This is a genomic window from Planctomicrobium mucosum (genome assembly GCF_051466335.1).
Classification (GTDB): domain Bacteria; phylum Planctomycetota; class Planctomycetia; order Planctomycetales; family Planctomycetaceae; genus Planctomicrobium.
The window spans coordinates 3,524,829-3,544,000 of sequence record NZ_CP195793.1; the positions used below are offsets into that span (position 1 = coordinate 3,524,829).

The 19,172-nt window shown below is 52.8% G+C and carries 18 protein-coding genes; 2 read left to right on the forward strand and 16 right to left on the reverse strand.

Features of this window, described 5'->3' with window-relative positions:
- Positions 1 to 14: 14 nt before the first annotated feature.
- The 15 genes from SH668x_RS13965 to SH668x_RS14035 all read right to left on the reverse strand — a co-directional run bounded on the left by SH668x_RS13965 (position 15) and on the right by SH668x_RS14035 (position 16,317).
- Positions 15 to 332 (reverse strand): hypothetical protein, encoded by a 318-nt coding sequence (locus SH668x_RS13965; RefSeq protein ID WP_437185679.1) that lies wholly within the window; start codon positions 330 to 332, stop codon positions 15 to 17.
- A gap of 59 nt (positions 333 to 391) precedes the next feature.
- Positions 392 to 1,708: a DUF420 domain-containing protein gene (locus SH668x_RS13970; protein ID WP_437185680.1), complete on the reverse strand. Its 1,317-nt coding sequence runs from the start codon at positions 1,706 to 1,708 to the stop codon at positions 392 to 394.
- A 117-nt stretch (positions 1,709 to 1,825) separates the two neighbouring features.
- The gene (locus SH668x_RS13975; protein ID WP_437185681.1) at positions 1,826 to 2,677 is read right to left on the reverse strand and encodes an ABC transporter permease; all 852 of its coding nucleotides are present in this window, start codon (positions 2,675 to 2,677) and stop codon (positions 1,826 to 1,828) included.
- Positions 2,670 to 3,641, reverse strand: a complete 972-nt coding sequence (locus SH668x_RS13980; protein WP_437185682.1) for an ATP-binding cassette domain-containing protein — start codon at positions 3,639 to 3,641, stop codon at positions 2,670 to 2,672. Before SH668x_RS13980 ends, SH668x_RS13975 begins: the two co-directional genes overlap by 8 nt.
- Before the next feature lie 269 nt (positions 3,642 to 3,910).
- Entirely contained in the window at positions 3,911 to 4,300 is a 390-nt protein-coding gene (locus tag SH668x_RS13985; RefSeq protein WP_437185683.1) for a cytochrome C oxidase subunit IV family protein, read from the reverse strand.
- A gap of 102 nt (positions 4,301 to 4,402) precedes the next feature.
- Positions 4,403 to 5,590: a cytochrome c oxidase subunit 3 gene (locus SH668x_RS13990; RefSeq protein ID WP_437185684.1), complete on the reverse strand. Its 1,188-nt coding sequence runs from the start codon at positions 5,588 to 5,590 to the stop codon at positions 4,403 to 4,405.
- 102 nt (positions 5,591 to 5,692) lie between these two features.
- Positions 5,693 to 6,640: a heme o synthase gene (gene cyoE / locus SH668x_RS13995; protein WP_437185685.1), complete on the reverse strand. Its 948-nt coding sequence runs from the start codon at positions 6,638 to 6,640 to the stop codon at positions 5,693 to 5,695.
- Positions 6,637 to 7,620, reverse strand: coding sequence for a COX15/CtaA family protein (locus tag SH668x_RS14000; RefSeq protein ID WP_437185686.1), 984 nt, complete (start codon positions 7,618 to 7,620; stop codon positions 6,637 to 6,639). The genes cyoE and SH668x_RS14000 overlap by 4 nt, the downstream gene beginning before the upstream one ends.
- Positions 7,621 to 7,715: 95 nt before the next feature.
- Positions 7,716 to 9,497: a cytochrome c oxidase subunit I gene (locus tag SH668x_RS14005; RefSeq protein WP_437188559.1), complete on the reverse strand. Its 1,782-nt coding sequence runs from the start codon at positions 9,495 to 9,497 to the stop codon at positions 7,716 to 7,718.
- Between the two features lie 120 nt (positions 9,498 to 9,617).
- A complete protein-coding gene (locus SH668x_RS14010; RefSeq protein WP_437185687.1) occupies positions 9,618 to 10,493 on the reverse strand; it encodes a cytochrome c oxidase subunit II in 876 nt (291 codons plus the stop codon).
- A 181-nt stretch (positions 10,494 to 10,674) separates the two neighbouring features.
- Positions 10,675 to 12,090: a cytochrome c gene (locus SH668x_RS14015; RefSeq protein WP_437185688.1), complete on the reverse strand. Its 1,416-nt coding sequence runs from the start codon at positions 12,088 to 12,090 to the stop codon at positions 10,675 to 10,677.
- 96 nt (positions 12,091 to 12,186) lie between these two features.
- The gene (locus SH668x_RS14020) at positions 12,187 to 12,411 is read right to left on the reverse strand and encodes a hypothetical protein (RefSeq protein ID WP_437185689.1); all 225 of its coding nucleotides are present in this window, start codon (positions 12,409 to 12,411) and stop codon (positions 12,187 to 12,189) included.
- Positions 12,412 to 13,047: 636 nt separating this feature from the next.
- Positions 13,048 to 14,232 carry a tRNA epoxyqueuosine(34) reductase QueG gene (gene queG, locus SH668x_RS14025; protein WP_437185690.1) on the reverse strand — a complete coding sequence of 395 codons (1,185 nt, stop codon included), beginning with the start codon at positions 14,230 to 14,232 and terminating at the stop codon, positions 13,048 to 13,050.
- A gap of 182 nt (positions 14,233 to 14,414) precedes the next feature.
- On the reverse strand, positions 14,415 to 15,281 hold the full coding sequence (locus SH668x_RS14030; RefSeq protein ID WP_437185691.1) for an alpha/beta hydrolase: 867 nt from the start codon (positions 15,279 to 15,281) through the stop codon (positions 14,415 to 14,417).
- Between the two features lie 136 nt (positions 15,282 to 15,417).
- Positions 15,418 to 16,317, reverse strand: a complete 900-nt coding sequence (locus tag SH668x_RS14035) for a hypothetical protein (RefSeq protein ID WP_437185692.1) — start codon at positions 16,315 to 16,317, stop codon at positions 15,418 to 15,420.
- A gap of 198 nt (positions 16,318 to 16,515) precedes the next feature.
- Between SH668x_RS14035 and SH668x_RS14040 the strand changes: the two genes are divergently transcribed.
- Both SH668x_RS14040 and SH668x_RS14045 read left to right on the forward strand, forming a co-directional pair.
- Positions 16,516 to 17,622: a cis-3-hydroxy-L-proline dehydratase gene (locus SH668x_RS14040; protein ID WP_437185693.1), complete on the forward strand. Its 1,107-nt coding sequence runs from the start codon at positions 16,516 to 16,518 to the stop codon at positions 17,620 to 17,622.
- 131 nt (positions 17,623 to 17,753) lie between these two features.
- Entirely contained in the window at positions 17,754 to 18,485 is a 732-nt protein-coding gene (locus SH668x_RS14045; protein WP_437185694.1) for a class I SAM-dependent methyltransferase, read from the forward strand.
- 90 nt (positions 18,486 to 18,575) lie between these two features.
- Here the strand turns inward: SH668x_RS14045 and SH668x_RS14050 are convergent, their stop codons facing one another.
- Positions 18,576 to 19,058: a VOC family protein gene (locus tag SH668x_RS14050; protein ID WP_437185695.1), complete on the reverse strand. Its 483-nt coding sequence runs from the start codon at positions 19,056 to 19,058 to the stop codon at positions 18,576 to 18,578.
- Positions 19,059 to 19,172: the final 114 nt, after the last annotated feature.

Consider the following 19,172-nt stretch of genomic DNA (forward strand, 5'->3'; position numbering starts at 1 on the left):
TGGCCAATGCTCGTTCAAACGCTGTGTTGATCGCCGCGGTGGGGATCAACGGCGTTTGGTCCCAATCCGAACTCTCCCAGAAACGCTTCGTTCTCAGCAGTTTGCACTTTGGACAATCGGTAGAACGAAATGCCAAAGATGATTCCAAGCGTGGCGGGCATCGAGAGCATGAACAGGATGCTGTACATGTAGGCCCGTGGTTGTGCTTTGACCTTGGGATCTTCGCTGCCCTGAATAGCAGTCTTGCACATTGGACAGGCCATCGCTGGATTCGCTGACAGTGAAGATGTCAGCACCAGACTCAGACAGATCACTTGAATGAGCTTCGCCATCGGGTCATTCCGGTCATTCGGATTCGCGCGGAGTTGTAAATTCAATCACGAGAACTGAACTACATCTTATACAACATCCAGTAAATCAACACCCCAGTGATGGAAACATAAAGCCAAACTGGGAATGTCACCCACGCCCATCGCCGATGAACTCTTCGTTCCTGAACGCGCTCGACAGCCTCCTCGGCGGAGATGCCATCTGGATATGCCTTACGACCATTGAGAATGGTGATGATCGCCAGAACAGGGACAGCAGCGGCTAAAATCACATGGCTGATCAGAATCGAATAATAAACCAGTTTGAACGTTCCGGTCCCAGTGAATGGCATGCCTCGGACTTTTCCATATTCATGCAACGCCCAATGATAGGATAAGTACGTTGCCAGAAACGCGACCGAGACTCCAAACGCAAGCAGCATCAATCGTTTGTGAAGGTGATATCGGCGAAATTTTGCGGCGGAATACCCGAGCAGCAACAAACATGTCGCCAGAGAGTTGAGCATGGCGTTCGTCGCAGGAAGCCGCTGCGCCCAACCGGGGAGACGTGCAAGAACCGCTTCTTTCGTCGGCTTTTCCTCTGGGTCGGCGAGTGCCCCCGCTTCCTTTTGAGCGTTCACTTTTCGTGCTTCCAGAGCAGCGATCGAAGCGAACGTCGCTGGTTGAAATCTCTGCGGAGTCTTGATTTCCCCTTTGATGACCCGTCGAAGAGTGACAAGTTCCGCGTCGGCCAGGCCGCTGTATCTTCCCAGGATCTTTCCATCGGCTCCCACGTGGATGAAGTTGTCGCTGTGAGCGAACTCCATCCCTGCTCGCCGAGATTCCCCGAGGTTCTCCCAGGCAGGCTCTTTAAATCCGGTCCGAATTAACTCGAGAACCTGCGCCGGATCGCCGGTGACAAATCGCCAGCGTGGAGCTTTGGCCCCCCAGATATCTGCAAATTCCCGCATATACGGGACGGTATCGTGTTCGGGGTCGACGGTAATTGTGACGAACCGAACTGGAACGTTTTTCAGTTCCTGATTCAGCTCCATCACCTTCCTGCAGGTCATCGGGCACTGAAACGTGCAGCGGGCGAAAACAAAATTCGCGACCCACTGCTCGCCTAACAGCATCTCCTTTGTGATCGGTTCGTTGTTCTGATCAAGGAGACTGAAATCACTGACAGTCGCTGCGTCCCAAGGAACCGGAGGAGTGTCTTTGTCGAGTTGCACAAACGGCGGTGGGTTCTCGCCCGGTGCAAGTTCGACGACAACAGCGGCCGGTTCAAGATCCGAATCTGATTCAGCGGAAACAGGATTCTCCACCGAACAGAGCATCACTGCCATGAACAGTTGAAGAGTCCGGCCCCAAAGTGAGAGCTTGCTGATCTGAATCATCCCAATTCGACTTTCATCAATTAAACCGGGCTTCGACACGGACTGGATTGAATCGGTTTTGCCTCTGTGAAATGCCCTCCTCCATCGAATGGAAGTCGGCATGAAGACCTCGGCAAATCAATTCACAGCCCGATCTCGGCGGGTCACCCAGATATCAATGGCGAGACAACCGATTGCGAAAACGGCTGTGACAGTCAGACAGACCCAAAATGGAGGAAGCATGCTGACGGACGCCGGATCTGAACTCAAAACTCGACGCAGTCCTGCGACACCGTACGTCAGAGGATTCAATGCCATGACCCAAGAGAGCCAGACACTTTGATTGCCGGGAAAAAACGCTCCTGACAACAGCCACATGGGAAGCAGGACGACGCTCATCACACCGTGGTAACCCTGAATCGAGTCGATCTTCCACGCGAAGAGATACCCCAGGGCGCAAAGCCCCAAAGAGATCAACGCCAGAAAGAGCACTGCTCCCAACACGTTCAGAAGCGAAACATCCAGAGTAATCGGTGGAGCGAGTCCCACAAAGTACATGAGCGGAGCAATCGCGATGAACGCGAGCGCCTGAAACATCGACAGCACGGTGCCGCCAAGCACTTTTCCAAGTACGATCGAGGAACGTGGAACAGGAGCAACAAGAACTCCCTGCATGAATCCTTCATTACGATCCTGAATCACCGAGATCGAGGAAAAGATCGAAGTGAACAGCACGATCATCACAGCGATTCCGGGGAGGAAGTATTCCTGAAAGGAGACTCCGCTCGTGGCGTCGCCGCTGTTCAACTGGAAAGACCCAGCCAGGCCAGCGCCGAAGAGCACCCAGAAAATGATCGGTTGAACGATTGAACTCATCACGCGTGATCGTTGACGCAGAAACCGGACGACTTCACGAACAATGAGCGTGTAAGAAGACCACAACCATGCATTGGAAGTGTGTGGTGTCGTGTTCGCGGCAGAATTAGTCATGTGAGCCTCGCTTCTTCTTTTTCTTTTTGTTCGTTTCCTCAGGCTCAACATTGGCCAGTCCACGACCAGTCAATTTGATGAAGACGTCTTCGAGGGTCGGCTTTCCGAGTGTCAGTGCTCGGAACTCACCGGGAAAGGCAGAAGCGATTTCTGCGAGTAACTCGTGCCCACGCTCCCGTTCGATTCGCAGTGAATCAGCAAAACGATTGACTGTCAGCCCGAACTTCTCCTGAAGACGGGTTGCGAGCTGATCCGGTTGATCAGACTGAATCGTCAGGCTGTCCCCACCAACCATCGATCGAAGTTCATCCGGTCTCCCAGCTGCAATCAACTTGCCACTATCCAAAATCGCCAGACGGGAGCAACGATCTGCTTCTTCCATCAGGTGAGTGGTCACCAGAATTGTGATTCCGTCCGATTGACGAAGTGACGTCAGCACCTTCCAGAGATCATGTCGCGCACTGGGGTCGAGTCCGGTACTTGGCTCATCGAGTAAAAGGAGCTTCGGACCATGTAAAAGGCATTTGGCGATCTCAACGCGGCGCTTCAGTCCTCCTGAGAGTTTCTCAGCGAAATCATTCGCTCGATCGGAAACTCCCAATTGCTCCATCACTTCGTCACAACGTCGTTTCAACGTCTGACCGAAGAGCCCGTAGAGATGCCCCTGATGGACGAGGTTCTCCTTCACGGTGAGCTTGATATCGAGACTTGGGGCCTGGAATGTCACGCCGATCTGGCGACGGACACCATCGGGATCGCTCCCGACGCTGTGATCCATAATGCTGGCAGAGCCATTCTGGATCGGCAACAACGTCGACAGAATGCGGAAGAGAGTCGTCTTACCGCTTCCGTTCGGCCCAAGAAGTCCGAAGATCTCTCCTTGCCCGACTTCAAAACTGACTCCCGCGAGGGCGACCCGTTCGCTGTAGCGGTACTCCAATTGTTCAACAACAACTGCATGCATGGCAGCTCGTTTCAGTCTAATTTCGTGAATCCAGGGATGAATGTGCAGGAACTCATCGTGGATGCAGTGACAACAATCGGCATCAACCCTCAATATCGAACTCACGGAGTTACTCCGAGACTCGTATTGGCTGAGATGCACCCTGCTATTTTAGCTGTTTCCCGGGTTGGGCGTTACGAACGCGACGCACTAATTGCCCGGTTTCTCAGTATTTGAGTACGTCAATTCCCGAAGAGAACGCAATGTAATTGGGGACCGACCAATGTGTGTTACGGCGCAGGACTAACACCATCAGCAGGTGCCTCGACGACCCCAGCCTTGGCTCGATGAGCACGAGCTTGCGGGGAGTCGTCGGTGTAGTACTCCATCGCAATATCGGGGGCTAATGCAATCACCAGACCGACAGCCAGTATAGCGGTAGGGGCGAGAATCAGAAATTTCCATTTCCCCTCGAACTTCAGGTGCATGAAGTAAGTCATGACGAAGATTGCTTTCGCAACAGCAACCGCCAAGACCAGAACTACGAGCAGAATCGGGGAAAGATGGATCAGATCCAGCGCTACCGAGAATGCAGTGCAAAGGCAGAGTGCAAGAAAGATCGAGAAGTACTTCACGTTCGGATGTGATTCGTGAGGTTCCTGTCCAGAGATGTGAACCATTATTCTGCCTCGCTGCCCGTTAGACTCGATCAGAAGACTTTAAAAGCTGTCTGACTACTTTTGTGGGTGATTGAAAAGGTCGCGCGGACCGACGCGATTGCTCTAGATATTACCCGGGATGATGTACAACAACGGAAACAGGAAGATCCAGACAAGATCGACAAAGTGCCAGTAAAGCCCGGAGTTTTCGACCCAGTTCGACCATTTTGCACTCAGGTTGGGCCCCTGCAGCAGCACGACTAGAAATAGGATCATGCCGACCACGACGTGAATCGCATGGAAGCCTGTCATGAGAAAATAAGTCGAGGCGAACAAGTTCCCGTAGACGATCGGCTTATGGAGATCGACAGAACCAAGTAGCTCGCCATACGTGGACGTTTCAGACTTCACGTCAGTTTTTTCAAGCACGGTCCACTTGCCCGCCGCATCACGGATGGCAAGTTGTCCGGGATGCACTTCAGGAAAGTGCATCGCTTCGTGTCCATCTGCCGAATCTGAGTGATCGTTCGACTTCTCTTCGGCAGGATGATGACCATGAAGTGATTTCAGCACAGATGGAGTCACCAACACTCCGGACAACTCTCCCTGAGTCGTTTCCAGCGTTGCAAGATGTCGTAAATCAAAGATCCGCTGCTGAGCCTCGGCGAATGTGAGTCGGTTGGCTCCGACGTCGTCACGGTACTTGTTGAACTCAACATTGAGATCTGTCCATGCTTTCGCAAGCGCCGCCCGTTTCGCGTTGTCGCTGTCGACCTCGGCAGCCAATGTGACTTCCTTGATGTGGGGAGCCTCACTTCCAGGAACGATCTGATTCAGGGTGCGATTCATCTGGTTGCCCCAGTCATCGCGCAGCATGCGGACTGCCTGCAAATCTGTTTCCGGGATCATTCCGGGAATAATGCGGTGCTCGAATTTGCCGTAATACTCGATCCCTTTGATCCCCAAAAACAGGCATGCGCACAGGAAGGTCAGCATGACCATGTCCCAGGCTTTCTGGAACTTTCCGGCAGCCATAGCTTCATGTGCGAGCACGACGAAGTAGCTGCTCGTCAACAGAACAAAGGTATTCAGTCCGCCGGCCCAGATCTTGATGTGGGTGTCTTCACTGCTCGTCGGCCATCCGGGAGACCCGAAGTAAAGCACGATATAGCTGCCAATGAAGGCTGTGAAAAACATAATCTCCGTCCCGAGGAACAGCCACATCCCGAGCTTGGCATTGGAAATGGGCAACCCCATTCTCAAAGCTGGAGCCCGCTGTGTATGTGCTTGGTGCGGTACTGATTGTGACATGGCTTTCAAAACCTCTTAAGCAGCCGGGGCCGCATCATTCGCTAGCGTTCTGCAACGCACGATATCTGGCTGGATCGATCACTGCGTAAACAATGACAGATTTCAGAGCATCAATCTCAGGTGATCGAGTGTCAGAATGAACATCACACCTGGAAGGTATGCGAACGAAATCCATAGAACCGATCGGGCTCGCGCCAGACTTTCTTCCTGTTGAAAACGGAACGACGACCATGCGTACCACAGTCCGAGGATCACCGCGACTGTTCCATAGATGTCGCCGGACAGTCCGAGGCGAACGGGGAGCAGACTGACGGGGATCAATACCAACGAGTATGCAAAAGCAACGACCCCGATAATTCCGGGACGACCACGACCGGGGATCATGTACAGGCCAGCGTTTTCGTACTGGTCGCGATAAATCCATGCAATCGCAAGGAAGTGAGGGAACTGCCAGACGAACAGAATCGCAAACAGGCTGAATGCACCCCAGTCGAGTTGTCCACCCGCAGCGGTCCAACCGAGAACGGGAGGAAGTGCCCCCGGAACGGCACCGACAACAGTGCAGAACGGAGTGTATCGTTTCAGTGGGGTATAGCAGGCGGCATACAGGAACGTCGTTGCCAGAGTCAGCCAAGCTGTCAGCGCATTGACGAAGACGATCAGGTAAGCGAAAGAAATAACGGTACAGACACTTGCAATCAGGAACACTTCCAACGAAGTGAGCCGCTCTGAAGGAAGCGGTCGATTCTGAGTTCGGGTCATCAACCGATCGGTGTTTCGTTCAACAAGCTGATTAAACGAACTTGAAGCAACAATCGCCAGAAACACACCAACGCAGGTATGAAGCAACGGCTTCAGGTGATATCCCCCCTGACTGGCCAGCAGATAGCCGACGGTCACGGCGAACAAAACCATGATCGCAATGCGTGGCTTGGCGAGTTGCGAATACGCCGCGAGTCGCGCCCGGACCAGTTCACGGTACGTCGGCCGAAAGGACGTCTCTTCGACACCGGACTGAGCAGTTGAAACCGGGGTTGCGATGGAATTCATTGGACACCTCCGACTTGCAGTTTCCCCGGCGTTTGACGCGCGACCCCCTGTGATTGGGGGGCTGGCTGTGCCGAAACCTGCGACACTCGGAATACCTTTACAAGATGAACGACGGCGGTCATCAGGGTAATGACACCCCAGACCATATGTGCTGTACGGATTGTGACTTGCTGAACCGAATCGACGACAGCGACGTAACCGGTGTATGCAAACCCATACTTCAGAACCCAGGTCGCGAGACCGAGTCCGACTTGACCAAAACCAACGAGTAGAAGGGCGATTCCCGACCAGCGAATCCAACTCACGTCCGACCTCAATGCCACGAAAGCGTTCCCGGTAAGGATCATCAACATCAACAGGCCGAGTCCGAGGTGTTCGTGGAGCCCTGTCCCTTTATGGCGGATCAGGCTGCCGTAAACGTATTGAAGAACCAACGACACGACGCAGAAGATCGCCATCGCTTTCAGCGTCCCGAGCTGTTGACGTGAACGAAGCGAATCCACTTTGAACCACTGCTTCACTGTGGCACAAATCATCGTTCCCATGAGTGAAACAACGACCGCTGCGAAGATCCCGTGAAGCATCGCCAGGCCGCGTTCGTTTAACTGAACCCTGAAACCACCCAACAGTCCCTGAAGGATCACCCCGATCAGAATTGTGACCGACAAACTGCGAATCATCCATCGCCGGTCACTGGCAAATGTTGCGATCATCAGTGCGATCACCCACATTCCAATCAACATCCCTGCGAGACGATGACCATGCTCCAAAAACTTGCCCCAGTTGCTGGCGAAGTCCTGAAACCACGGGTACGTCACCATGAAATGACCATCCGAAGTCGGCCAGTCCCTGAATGCCATCCCAGCATTCTTTGTCGTCGTCAATGCACCGAAGATCAGCGTCACCATTGCCACGAGGACAGTGGAGATCGCCAAAGCGTGAAGAAACGGTCGATAAGATTGGGACGATGGAGGGTTCATTATTCTGGTCGCGTGACTTTCGTTTTACCCGCGGCCCTGCTGGATGTCTGACTCGTATTGGTCAAAAAATTGAAACGAATTCAGGAGCTTGCGTGTCAGCCAGTAACGGGCTTGGACTTCCGCTGGGGAGGTTCCCACTGCGGCCAGCTTTCAGCCTCATGATTGGGATCTGAGTATTCATACGGGCCGCGGTAACACACCGGTGGAATATCGAAGTTTCCATGCCCCGGAGGTGATGGTGCCGACCATTCGAGACCGTTCGCATCCCACGGGTTACGACCAGCCTTCTTCCCGCAGAACCAACTTCCAACAAAGTTGAAAATCAAAATGAACTGCGCGATCCCCATGATGAACGCACAGATCGTCATGAACTGGTTCATCGGGAGCAAATGTTCGAGATATGGATGCAGGTAAGGATCCGCATAGCGGCGTGGCATCCCGCCGATCCCCAGAAGGTGCATCGGGAAGAATGTGCCGTTGAAGCCCACGAATGTCAGGAAAAAGTGAATCTGTCCCCATGTGTCGGACATCATTCGCCCAAACATTTTGGGATACCAGAAATGAATCCCAGCGAAGACTCCGAACAGAGTTGCTCCGAACAGCACATAGTGGAAGTGGGCAACAATGAAGTACGTGTCGTGAATGTAGATGTCGACCGGGACCGCTGCCATGAAGATCCCGGAGAGTCCACCGACGATGAACATGGAAACAAACGCGACGCAGTTCAGGAAGACTGTATTCCAGACGGGACGGCCTCCCCAGATCGTGCCGATCCAGTTGAAGACCTTGACCGCTGATGGAAGCGCGATCATCACGGTCGAGACCATAAAGGTCATACCGAGCGCGGGGTTCATCCCCGAAGTAAACATGTGGTGACCCCAAACGATAAAACCGAGGCCAGCAATTGCAGCGAGGGAGTAAACCATCGGCTTGTAACCAAAAATCGGCTTACGACACATGCACGCGAGCATGTCCGATACCATTCCCATCGCTGGTAGCAGCATGATGTATACTGCGGGGTGCGAGTAAAACCAAAACAGATGCTGCCAAAGGAGCGGTTGCCCCCCGCCGATCGTCGGAGCAGCATTGTTCACAACCAAGCCAGCAGGGACAAAGAAACAGGTCCCGAAAACTCGATCCGACAACAGCATGAACCCTGCAGCGGTCAACACAGGAAGTGCAAACGCCTGCAGAATTGCAGTGATGAACATCGACCAGATTGTCAGCGGCATCCGGAACAACGTCATCCCAGGAGCCCGCATATTAATGATGGTGGTCATATAGTTGATGGATCCCATCATCGATGAAAATCCAACGAAAGTGACCGCCATTAGCCACCATGTTTGAGCGGCTTCAGAGCCCGGAGATGCATGCGAAATGGCAGACAGTGTCGGGTATGAAGTCCATCCCCCCGCAGCCCCCGCGTTCATTCCACCACGGGTTCCAGCAGCTTCTCCGCCCAGTCCCATCGCTAGAGCAAAACAGAAGATTGCGGGCCACATGAACCAGTAGCTCAGGGCGTTCAAAGTCGGGAATGCCATATCATCCGCGCCAATCATCAGCGGGATGAGGAAGTTTCCAAATGCCCCTGCCAGCACCGGAATGATGACCAAAAAGATCATGACCGTCGCGTGCATCGTGAAGAGCATCGTGTAGAACTCGGGAGTGATCGTCCCCCCCATCGCAACGTTCTTGGCAATGAGCTGACCGAAGATGGGCATCTCCTGCCAGGGAAAAGCAAGCTGCCAACGAATCCCCAGCGCAAGCGCACCCCCGACGATCAGCATCAGCATCGTCGTAATGAGGAACTGGATGCCGATCACCTTATGGTCGGTCGAAAAATTGAAGATCTGTTTCAGCAACGAGAGCCTGCCCAACTCCCCGGAGGAGTGGTGGCATTCCGCGCCTGTTTCAGAATTGACTGCAATCGAACTCACGATGGACCCTCATGAACGCGAACCGATGAAGGCCGCGGCAATCTTTAGTTGTACTCGTTTTTACTCTTCAACCTGAGTTGAGTTCTCTGCAACTCCATCGAAATTTTGTGAAGCATGAAGACCTCGGAGGTACTTCAAAAAGTCTTCCTCTGACTGTGCAATGAAGCGGGCCTTCATCTTGTAATGCCCCCATCCACAGAGTTCAGCACAGACAAGTGCGTACTCACGGGGTTGGCTCGCTTCAAACCAGACAGGAATCGCCAGTCCGGGGACCGCATCCTGCTTGATGCGAAGTTCTGGCAAAAAGAAGGAATGCTGAACGTCTTCTGATTTCAAGTTGATCATCACTGGTGAACCTGCGGGGAGATGCAGATCGTTCACAGCGTAGAGATCAGTCGGTTGAGGTTCGGACATCAGTGGCAGCAATTTTCCATCCGCATCGAATCCCGGATAGCGAATTCGCCATTCGAATTGCCGCGCCGTGACTTCAGCGAGTGCCACGCTATCACTGGCGGAACGCTTCTGCTCCAGTCGTTCCAGGAGCTGAACCATCCCAAGTTTTGGGAAAGAACCTTTCACACGGAACTCGGTCCAGACGCCGAGTTGATACAACGCAATGAAAAGCAGAACGAGCGCTGGAACCGTACTCCAGATGACTTCGAGAGTGTGACTCCCGTGTGAAAACCAGACTTTCGTTTCTGCTCCCGGTTCGGTGCGGCGGGCACCGGTGAACAGCACATAAGCAAGAGCCACCTGAGTTCCGACGAATGTAATCGTGCAGATCGCCAGAATGAGATAGAAGAGGTCGTCAATCTTCTGCCCCAATGGTGACGCTGATGGACCAGGAAACCACCAACCCATCGATGGAGCGATAGCGCAGACCACGATTGCGAGGATCGGCCAGAAGGCAAAAAACAGACACCAGAACCACTTCACGTCTTTGACCTTCAATGAGGAATCAGAGTACAGAAGGCAGCGGACTTCACAGTCTTTGTTTCGTCTCCGCCTGACTCCTTGTTCCTGTCAACTATTCGATTTTCAAAGCAATCCTGGTTGCGTGTCAGAGGCGGCCCGCTTCCATGATCACAGAAAACTTCAATCAGCCCTGCATCAACTCTTAGTGCGCTGCCACATCGTCGCCAGCCGCTTCTGGAGCACCGGGATCGTGTCCGATCCCAGCACGATTGGATTCAAATGGGACGCTGTAAATGTAATTCACAAGATCCCAGAGTTCTTCATCCTTCAACTTGCCGCCGAATGCTGGCATTGGTGTTCCCTTAATTCCAGCATGCAAGCGTGCGTATAGATCAATTGGTCGACGGCCACCCCGAAAAATTCCGTCATGGAGATTCCGCGGTGGAATCTTTTCGCCCCAAGAATCGTACAGGCCGGGCAAAGGGTTTTCTTTTCCTGTGTCAATGTCACGAGTGATCGCCTGAGTCTGAGGCCCATCGCCATAGCCGGCAGCTCCGTGACAAGCCACGCAGTTCAAATCGACCGACTGATAGAGCAAGCGGCCGCGAGCGATCGATTCCGCGCTGTATGGAACGCGATTGTGCTCTGGTGTGACCAAGGATTCTGGCAACTCTGCTTCTTCCCATCGTTCGAGCATGAGCTCGATCATGTCGCTCACTTCGACTGGGAGATCTTCCGGATCGTTGATTCGCTCAACAAACTCGGCGCGAATCGATTCGGCAGTGTCGTATTTTTCTTCGCCGGATTTCTTGTCTTCCAGCCCTTCCTTCACCATCTCTGCGACAACTTCTTTGGAATACTCGTCCGCAAAATAGCGAACAAGCTGGTATTCAGTTTCACCGCGCATCGACAGCCACAGGACGTATTCGACAATTGCCTGAGTCTCGTCCGGAGTCAGCAGCTTGAACGATGGCATATAGGTGCCGGGGACACCTTCATCCAGAATTCGAGCAAGATCGTCGCGATTTGCACGCTGCTGAGCCTGCGTCAGCGTGAACTTGAAAATGCCCTTGCGATAGTCGCGTGGAAGAGGATTCAGGTACTCCGCTGTGGGGCCGTATCCATCGCCGGTAATCCCATGGCAGTGGACGCAGTGAACCGTATAAAGCTCACGCCCGTTTGCGAGCAATTTCCCTGGCCCGACAATCACTTCCGTTCCCACCTCGGGAAGGGTCTTCAGCGGCGTGCTCAGAATCGCGGTGTGTGTCGATTCATCGAACGACTTCACCCAGGCTCCAGCCTGCCCCTTCAATGAGCCGCTCGACCATATAATTTCAGTTCCTGGAGTAATTTCAGGATGAGGCTCTGCGAGTTCGAGAACGAGTTCTTCGGCAGAGGCTTTCGAGACCACCCCATTGGCCAGATTCTTCTTGAGGGGCAATTTGTCCCAGACCACCAGTTCGGTAGGTGTCCCGAAGTACGATTCCAGAACCGCTGAGATGTAGTTTTGCGCGTACGGTTCTAGCTTTTCGAATTCCTTACGATGGGCAAACTCCGGCTTGGATGAACAGCCGGAAGCCAACGTCAGAATCGCCACTATTGAATAAAAGGTTCTCACCAGAAAACCTCGACCTCGTAGGTTACTGCACCCTTGCGGGATACATCGAATGCAAAATCGGGAGACACTAACTTTATTGATAGACCAACGTTGCAGCTACTCATCACTCTCGAATTCAGTCGCTGCTTCAGCCTCAGCGTCCGGATTGGAAGCTGGCGAAATCTCAACTCGGCCATCAGCGGTCATCTTGATCGTGACACCTTCTGCAGGCAACATCTTCGTGGTGTGATGGTCGACTGGCTCACCGCACCCGACACAGATCAAAATCAAACCGGTTCCGGCGACGAGATGCCAATTCACAATGTGTTTCAAGTCGATCACGGAAATTTCACTTCGAAAATTGCACCTTCCGCCAGAAAACTGATTTCTCGAGCGGATTTGATTTGGGATAGTACTGACTTGATCTTTCTGCCGGCTTCCCGTGGGGACTTCACTCGAAGTCGGGAAAAGCAAATCGGTCGTTTCAACTCTGAAAGCAACCGCTTGAGTTGCAGTCAGATCAACTGGTGGGGAGTGCTGAGTCCCGGTTTCGTGCCACGAGATTCCGCTGGTATCTCGCAATCAAATTTGGTGATTCAATGCGATTGATAATTCGACCGCTTTGAACGCAACATCAAGACTCACTGGGCATATTACGACATTTCTGACCGATCAGGCTATTCAGTACCACGTCAGATGTTCCCACTTGCCCCCTCAGTTTCGAAACTGGGAATTATTTCTCAGTTCTGAACTGCAAAATAGGATCTCTAACAATTTGATTCCAGATTGCGTTTGAGAACTTTTCTTTCGCGAAACTGCTCCCGAGATGCGACATCATCGTACATTCCTTGCGGAAATCCCAACATATCTCCTTATCCCATTAGGATTTGAGCAAAAGAAACACCGGCTCACCGTACCAATCGAACAGTGGAGATGTTTCCGGAAACACCCATTTCCCCCTGGCAATTTAGGAAGTCGTCACAGTTCAGGAGGAGTCAATCCTGCGACCCGCTCGAGATTGGTTTTTGCAAAGATTTTTTCGATTGAGGTCGAAATTTCCGTCAGCACACTTTCCTCTGCTTCGGTCTCCAGCGCCCGCTGCAGGAAATTTTGGGCGGAATCATCAGCGAGTTCTCCCAGACTCCACGCACACGCCACGCGCACCAGTGGTGACGGATCACGTAGTCCTTGAGCAAGAATTTCTGCGCTCTCGATCTTTCCCCGATTGCCAAGCACGATCGCTGCATTCTTCGCCATACCGATTCGTCCGGGGCGAGCGAGGGGGGTTTTCTCAAACCGTCGTAAGAACTCGTCATCGCTGATCGTGATCAATTCTTCAGCGGTCGGGAAGCTCGTTTCCCTGGGAACAAAAGAAGGCTCTGATGGCTCAGACGCTTTGCGATTCCAAGGACAGACCTGTTGGCAGACATCACAGCCAAACAGCCACTCCCCGACGCCGTTTCTCAGCTCACGGGGCGGAAGCTTGTCACGCAGCTCAATTGTCAGATACGAAATGCACTTTCCGGCATCCAGCACGTGTGGACCATTAAATGCGTCAGTCGGACAGGCGTCCAGGCAGCGTGTGCAGGTTCCGCAATGATCCGTGGTATGAGGGGCATCTGGAACCAGTTCGCAGTCCGTCAGAATCGCCCCAAGGAAAAAATAGCTTCCACGCCACTTGTTGATGAGCATGGTATTTTTACCAAACCAGCCCAACCCTGCCCGCCGGGCGAAATCACGTTCGAGGATGGGTGCGGTATCAACGGCGATTCGTGTTCGTGCCTGAGGGTTCAGGCGACGCAGCGCACTCGCAAGTTCGCCCAACTTCCCCCGAAGGACATTGTGATAGTCCTCTGTTCCTTGGGCGTACGCTGCAACTTTTGAGGTTGCGTCCGATCTCTGAACTCCAGCTCCATAATTCATTGCACAGACGATGACGTTGCGGGCCCCCACCTGAACGCCCTCTGGATGCTCGTAAGCCTGCTCGCGTCTGGGGATGTAGTCCATCGAAGCATGCAAACCGTGGCGAACCCAATCCTGAAAATAGCCGAACGTTTCCGGCTGGACAGCGGGGGCAATCCCAACGAGCTCGAACCCTAGCTCCAATGCCGCTGCCTTCACGTGTCTTGAAAGCTCTTCGGGAGTTGGAACAGGAGAAGGCATTTGAAACCAAAATCAAGCTGATGGTTGAGATACGGAGGAATTTTGCACTGATCAAATAAAATCGAACAGGCAATTCTAATTGAATCGCCTGTTCGGTACAGGATGTTCCCAGTCTTCAATATTTGCCCGAGAGCGGCTCTCCTGCAAACTGGAGACTTTCTGATGCGCCAATTCTTCCTGGATCACATCTTTGGTTTCAGATGCTTGTTGAACCATTCGAGAGTTGCTGTCTGCACTTTGATCTGATCCTCCGGACCAAATCCATGACCTGCCCCTTCGATGACAACAAGATTCGTCGGGACACTCTTCTTTTTAAACTCGTCCACAATCAATTCGCTTTCCTTAATCGGGACGAGGTCATCTTTATCTCCATGGATCAGTAACGTGGGTGAATCGTCGTCCGAAACGTGCAGCAACGGGGAAACATCGTCCCCTTCCTCGGTTGGGAAATCGAGTGCGGGGAAGTCAGCCTTCAACTTGAAAAAGTTGTTGAGATTCGTGGGAGGGCAGATTGCCACGACAGCCTGAACCCGATTGCTCGTTTTTTCAACTGGAAGATCGGATCCCTTGGCCCCGTCATCCGCTGTTGTCGAGAGCATGAGCGAGAGATGCCCTCCGGCACTCATTCCGAAGACGCCAATTCGCTCCGGATCAATCCCGTAGTCTTCTGCATGTAGCCGAATAAATCGAACGGCGCGAAGCACGTCGCTGACCGCGTCAGGAACCTTGAAGTATGGGCTGCTGCCATGCCGCACAATGAAGAGTGTGTATCCATTGTCCGTGAGGAGTTCAAACTGATTCTGGTCTTCTCGTTGTTTTCGAACCACAAATTCAGGCGGAAACCAGGTTGAGACCCATCCGCCACTCATGATGAACAAAACTGCTGCCCCATTTGGCTCTGCAGGTTTCACGACATCATATGTGAGTGCCATCCCGGCCTTATGACCATAGATGACATCCGGTGTGATTGTCTCCCCTTCTGCCCGCAACACACTTTGTGTTGAAAGAGTGATGAGCAGGGTTGCAACTGCGACTGAGAACCGTTTCATAAGCCAATCCTTAGAGATGACCTGCGGGAATGATCTGGCGATGTATATTCCCATGAGACAGGTGTTCAGTGCAAGGTGCAAGCGACGAATCGCGGACGCAGAAAATCACTTCTACACTGCCAGATGCGGAAGAGATTCATTCGTTGCGTTTTCGTACCGAGTCCCGAATTTGCTCGCGGGCAGCGTCCAATCGAGAAGGCCACTCGAATTTCGGAGCTGTCGAGGGGTCGTATCCGAGCAGGTGATCCTTCAGCCGTGTAGTGGGCTTGCTGTATTTGAAGTCGGTGTCCTTAAACACTTCGCGACACAGTTCAGCGAGTTGGGGGTCGTACTCCAGAAGCTCTTCGCGAGTATCGACTTCGCCATGCTCGTTATCGTTGGAACGATTATTGTCGAACCAGCACTGAACTCCTTCAGCGAAGTACTCGTGATGATTCACTGAAGCATAGGTCTTCTTCCAGAGACCGGCGGCCATCGCTGATTCGTAGGCCTGTTGCAATCTGCTGTCGAACGTCGGATCGATATTCACCATTCCGCGTAAATGCATGTTGTGAGCAAACTCATGAATCAGGATACATTCCTGCCAATACGGATCTCCTTCGAAGCTAAGCAGATTCTCCTCGGCGGTCGTACAGACAGGATCTGTTATTGATCCCCCCAGCCCGCGCGAGCGAGCATCCCGATAATCTTTGGGAGAAAGATGTGCGTGTTCCGGGATATCAGTAGTAAATTCATTGTAGGCCATGACAGCCATTCGGGACTTGCTTTTAATCATGGCTTCACGAAGGTCCGGACGCTCTTTCAGCAAAAGGTTTACAAGAAACGCCGCTTCCTTGAGCGCATAATCCGACGGTTTCTCGCTGGAGACTATTGGATACCCCTGCACTAATACACATTTCTTGTAGAACGGATCGAGCCCCAGCTCCGCGGGGGGAGCGATGATCGTAAAGTCCTCACACTTACCGACCGAGACAACGGAGACAATGGTCAGTAAATAAACGGTGAATAATCGAAACAGAACGGGAACCTGAAACATTTTGCATTCCTCTGGTGAGACTCTCACGACGGACGCCAACCTTTGCTGTTGAAAGTCTCTCAGTTTCGTCTTCTGATGTTAAGTTCGAAATAACGCTGACAAATCAATTCTGCGCACATTTGAATTGTTGTTCAATGTGATCGAGTTCTATAAATTTTCATCGCTATTCGTTGTGTATCCCAGTTGGAGTTGAGTTCAATGAAAATCGCTCGTATTTTTGCGCATCGGGTAGAACTGCCTCTCGTTGAAGGGAATTACAACTGGGCGCAAGGGAAGTCTGTCTCGGTATTCGATAGCACCATCATTGGTGTGGAAACGGAATGCGGGCTCATCGGATATGGGGAAGTCTGTCCACTCGGCCCCTTCTACCTCCCGGCATACGCCGCCGGAGTCCGTGCGGGTCTGGTCGAATTGGCTCCACACCTCATCGGAGAAGATCCCCTTCAACTACTGAAATTGAACCAGCTAATGGATGCTGCACTCAAGGGGCATCCCTACGTGAAGTCCGGGATCGACATCGCTTGCTGGGATCTCCTCGGAAAACTTTCCGGCCTTCCAGTGTGTGATCTACTTGGAGGAAGGTTTGGTGACGAGGTCCAGCTTTACCGCGCGATTTCACAGGAATCGCCTGAGCAGATGGCTGCAAAAATCGCAGGATATCGTGAGGAAGGCTACAGGCGGTTTCAGCTGAAAGTGGGTGGCATCGCTGACCAGGACATCGATCGAATCCACGCTGCTCGCGACGTTCTTAACCCGTCCGATCGCCTCGTTGCCGATGCCAACACGGGTTGGACTCAATACGATGCGGTCCGTGTTGTGAGGGCGGTGCGGGATGTGGACGTCACCATCGAGCAACCCTGCCTGACGTACGAGGAATGCCTGAATGTGCGTCAGAAATCCGATCATTCATTTATTCTCGACGAGAACATTGACTCACTTCAGGCGCTGCTGCGCGGGTTGCATGACCGAGCGATGGATGGCGTGAATCTAAAAATCAGCAAGCTGGGGGGCTTGACCAGAACTCGTCAACTCAGGGATTTGTGCGTCGCATCAGGGATCGTGATGACGCTCGAAGACAGCTGGGGCGGAGACATCACAACTGCCGCGATTGCGCATCTCGCACACAGCACTCCAGAGAAACTTCGCTTTACCAGCACAGACTTCAACAGCTACGTCACCGTTAGTAACGCAACCGGAGCACCGCAGCGAGTGAACGGCTTTATGCGCGCATCGACCGAACCGGGACTGGGAGTGACTCCGAGATTCGACGTGATCGGTCCGCGAGTCCTCGAAATCAGCAAGTGATGCCCAGCCGAAACTCCAATTGCAATTTGCGTTGCTGACTCGACAATGATACGAGTGACAGTCGGTTCACCCGGAACATGCATGAGTGTGTTACTCGGTTTTGGACGAACACACACCGTATTGGAGTTCGAATGACACTGTTCCGGGGAGAATCAACGCCGAAAGACATTCAGGAGCGGTTCGATCAGGATGTCGAGCGTTTTTCTAATCTGGAGACGGGACAATCTGCCACGGTCGATGCGCCGCTTGCTCTTGAACTTGTGTCCCAAGCAGCTCTGGCAGTCAATCCCGCTCCAAAACGAATTCTGGACTTGGGATGCGGGGCGGGAAACTTTACGCTCCGCCTTCTTCAGGGGTGTCGCAGCGTCCAACGGGTAACGCTCCTCGATCTCAGTCGCCCCATGCTGGAGCGAGCGAAGAGTCGAATTCAGCAGACACAGCCGATTGACGTCACGACGATTCAAGGGGATTTTCGAGAGATCCCATTTGAAGACGTTCAGTTTGACGTCGTCCTTGCAGGGGCAGTACTGCATCATTTACGGACTGATCAGCAGTGGGAGGAGACGTTTCAGCGTATCTATAATGCCACTGCTCCCGGCGGTTCTTTCTGGATCTTTGACCTCATCACACATCACCAACCGCGCATTCAGCAATTGATGTGGAGTCGATACGGCGAGTATTTAAAGGGACTCAAAGGTGAAGAATACCGCGATCAGGTCTTTGACTACGTGACACGCGAAGACACGCCCAGAACGGTCCCCTATCAACTCGACCTCCTGAGCCGCTCTGGTTTTCGGGATGTTGAATTACTTCACGCCAACGTCTGTTTTGCCGCGTTTGGCGGCATCAAAACGGTCGAATGAAATTGGCAATGAGTAACTCCGCACAGTACGGAAATAACCGTCTGTGCGGAGCGCGACGAGATCCGATTTTATCACTGACGGGGCACGGCACTACTGGCCTTGAAACTGTTTCATCATCTCCTTGTACGCAGCTTTCATCTCGTCGGTCGTCATGTCTTTTTGGTGAGTTGCCAGCGACCAAGTATGCCCAAACGGGTCTTGTACGACTCCGTATCGATCGCCCCAGAACATGTCCGTAGCTGGACAGAGTACTGTGGCCCCAGCGGAGATTGCCTTCTCCATCGCTGCATCGCAGTTCTCCACATACCGGTGCATCGTCACTGACGACCCACCGAGAGCGAGCGGATTTTCGGCCTTTCCGTTGCAGTATTCGGGGAAATCGTCCGCGATGAACACGACGTTCCCGGCGATGGTAATGGCAGCATGCATCAGACGTTCACCGTCTTCCGCATCGAGCATCGCCATCACTTCTGCTCCAAACGCCTTCTTATAAAACTCGATAGCTTGCCTGGCCCCTTTGACTTTCAAATGCGGGATCAAAGCGGCGTGTTCGGGAGGAATTGGCTGAGTCACGATACTATCCGTCCTGCTGATTTTTATGTGATCCACTCTCTGATCGAAGGTTCGATCCCCACGATTAGAATCAGAGCACAAATCAGTCGCTTGTCACGAATGGAAATCGACAAT

Coding starts and splice junctions, on each gene's coding strand:
- SH668x_RS14040 (WP_437185693.1), top strand. CDS start 16,516: ATGAAAATCGCTCGTATTTTTGCGCATCGGGTAGAACTGCCTCTCGTT.
- SH668x_RS13990 (WP_437185684.1), bottom strand. CDS start 5,590: ATGTCACAATCAGTACCGCACCAAGCACATACACAGCGGGCTCCAGCT.
- SH668x_RS14035 (WP_437185692.1), bottom strand. CDS start 16,317: ATGTTTCAGGTTCCCGTTCTGTTTCGATTATTCACCGTTTATTTACTG.
- SH668x_RS13985 (WP_437185683.1), bottom strand. CDS start 4,300: ATGGTTCACATCTCTGGACAGGAACCTCACGAATCACATCCGAACGTG.
- queG (WP_437185690.1), bottom strand. CDS start 14,232: ATGCCTTCTCCTGTTCCAACTCCCGAAGAGCTTTCAAGACACGTGAAG.
- SH668x_RS13980 (WP_437185682.1), bottom strand. CDS start 3,641: ATGCATGCAGTTGTTGTTGAACAATTGGAGTACCGCTACAGCGAACGG.
- cyoE (WP_437185685.1), bottom strand. CDS start 6,640: ATGAATTCCATCGCAACCCCGGTTTCAACTGCTCAGTCCGGTGTCGAA.
- SH668x_RS13970 (WP_437185680.1), bottom strand. CDS start 1,708: ATGATTCAGATCAGCAAGCTCTCACTTTGGGGCCGGACTCTTCAACTG.
- SH668x_RS13965 (WP_437185679.1), bottom strand. CDS start 332: ATGGCGAAGCTCATTCAAGTGATCTGTCTGAGTCTGGTGCTGACATCT.
- SH668x_RS14000 (WP_437185686.1), bottom strand. CDS start 7,620: ATGAACCCTCCATCGTCCCAATCTTATCGACCGTTTCTTCACGCTTTG.
- SH668x_RS14045 (WP_437185694.1), top strand. CDS start 17,754: ATGACACTGTTCCGGGGAGAATCAACGCCGAAAGACATTCAGGAGCGG.
- SH668x_RS13975 (WP_437185681.1), bottom strand. CDS start 2,677: ATGACTAATTCTGCCGCGAACACGACACCACACACTTCCAATGCATGG.
- SH668x_RS14030 (WP_437185691.1), bottom strand. CDS start 15,281: ATGAAACGGTTCTCAGTCGCAGTTGCAACCCTGCTCATCACTCTTTCA.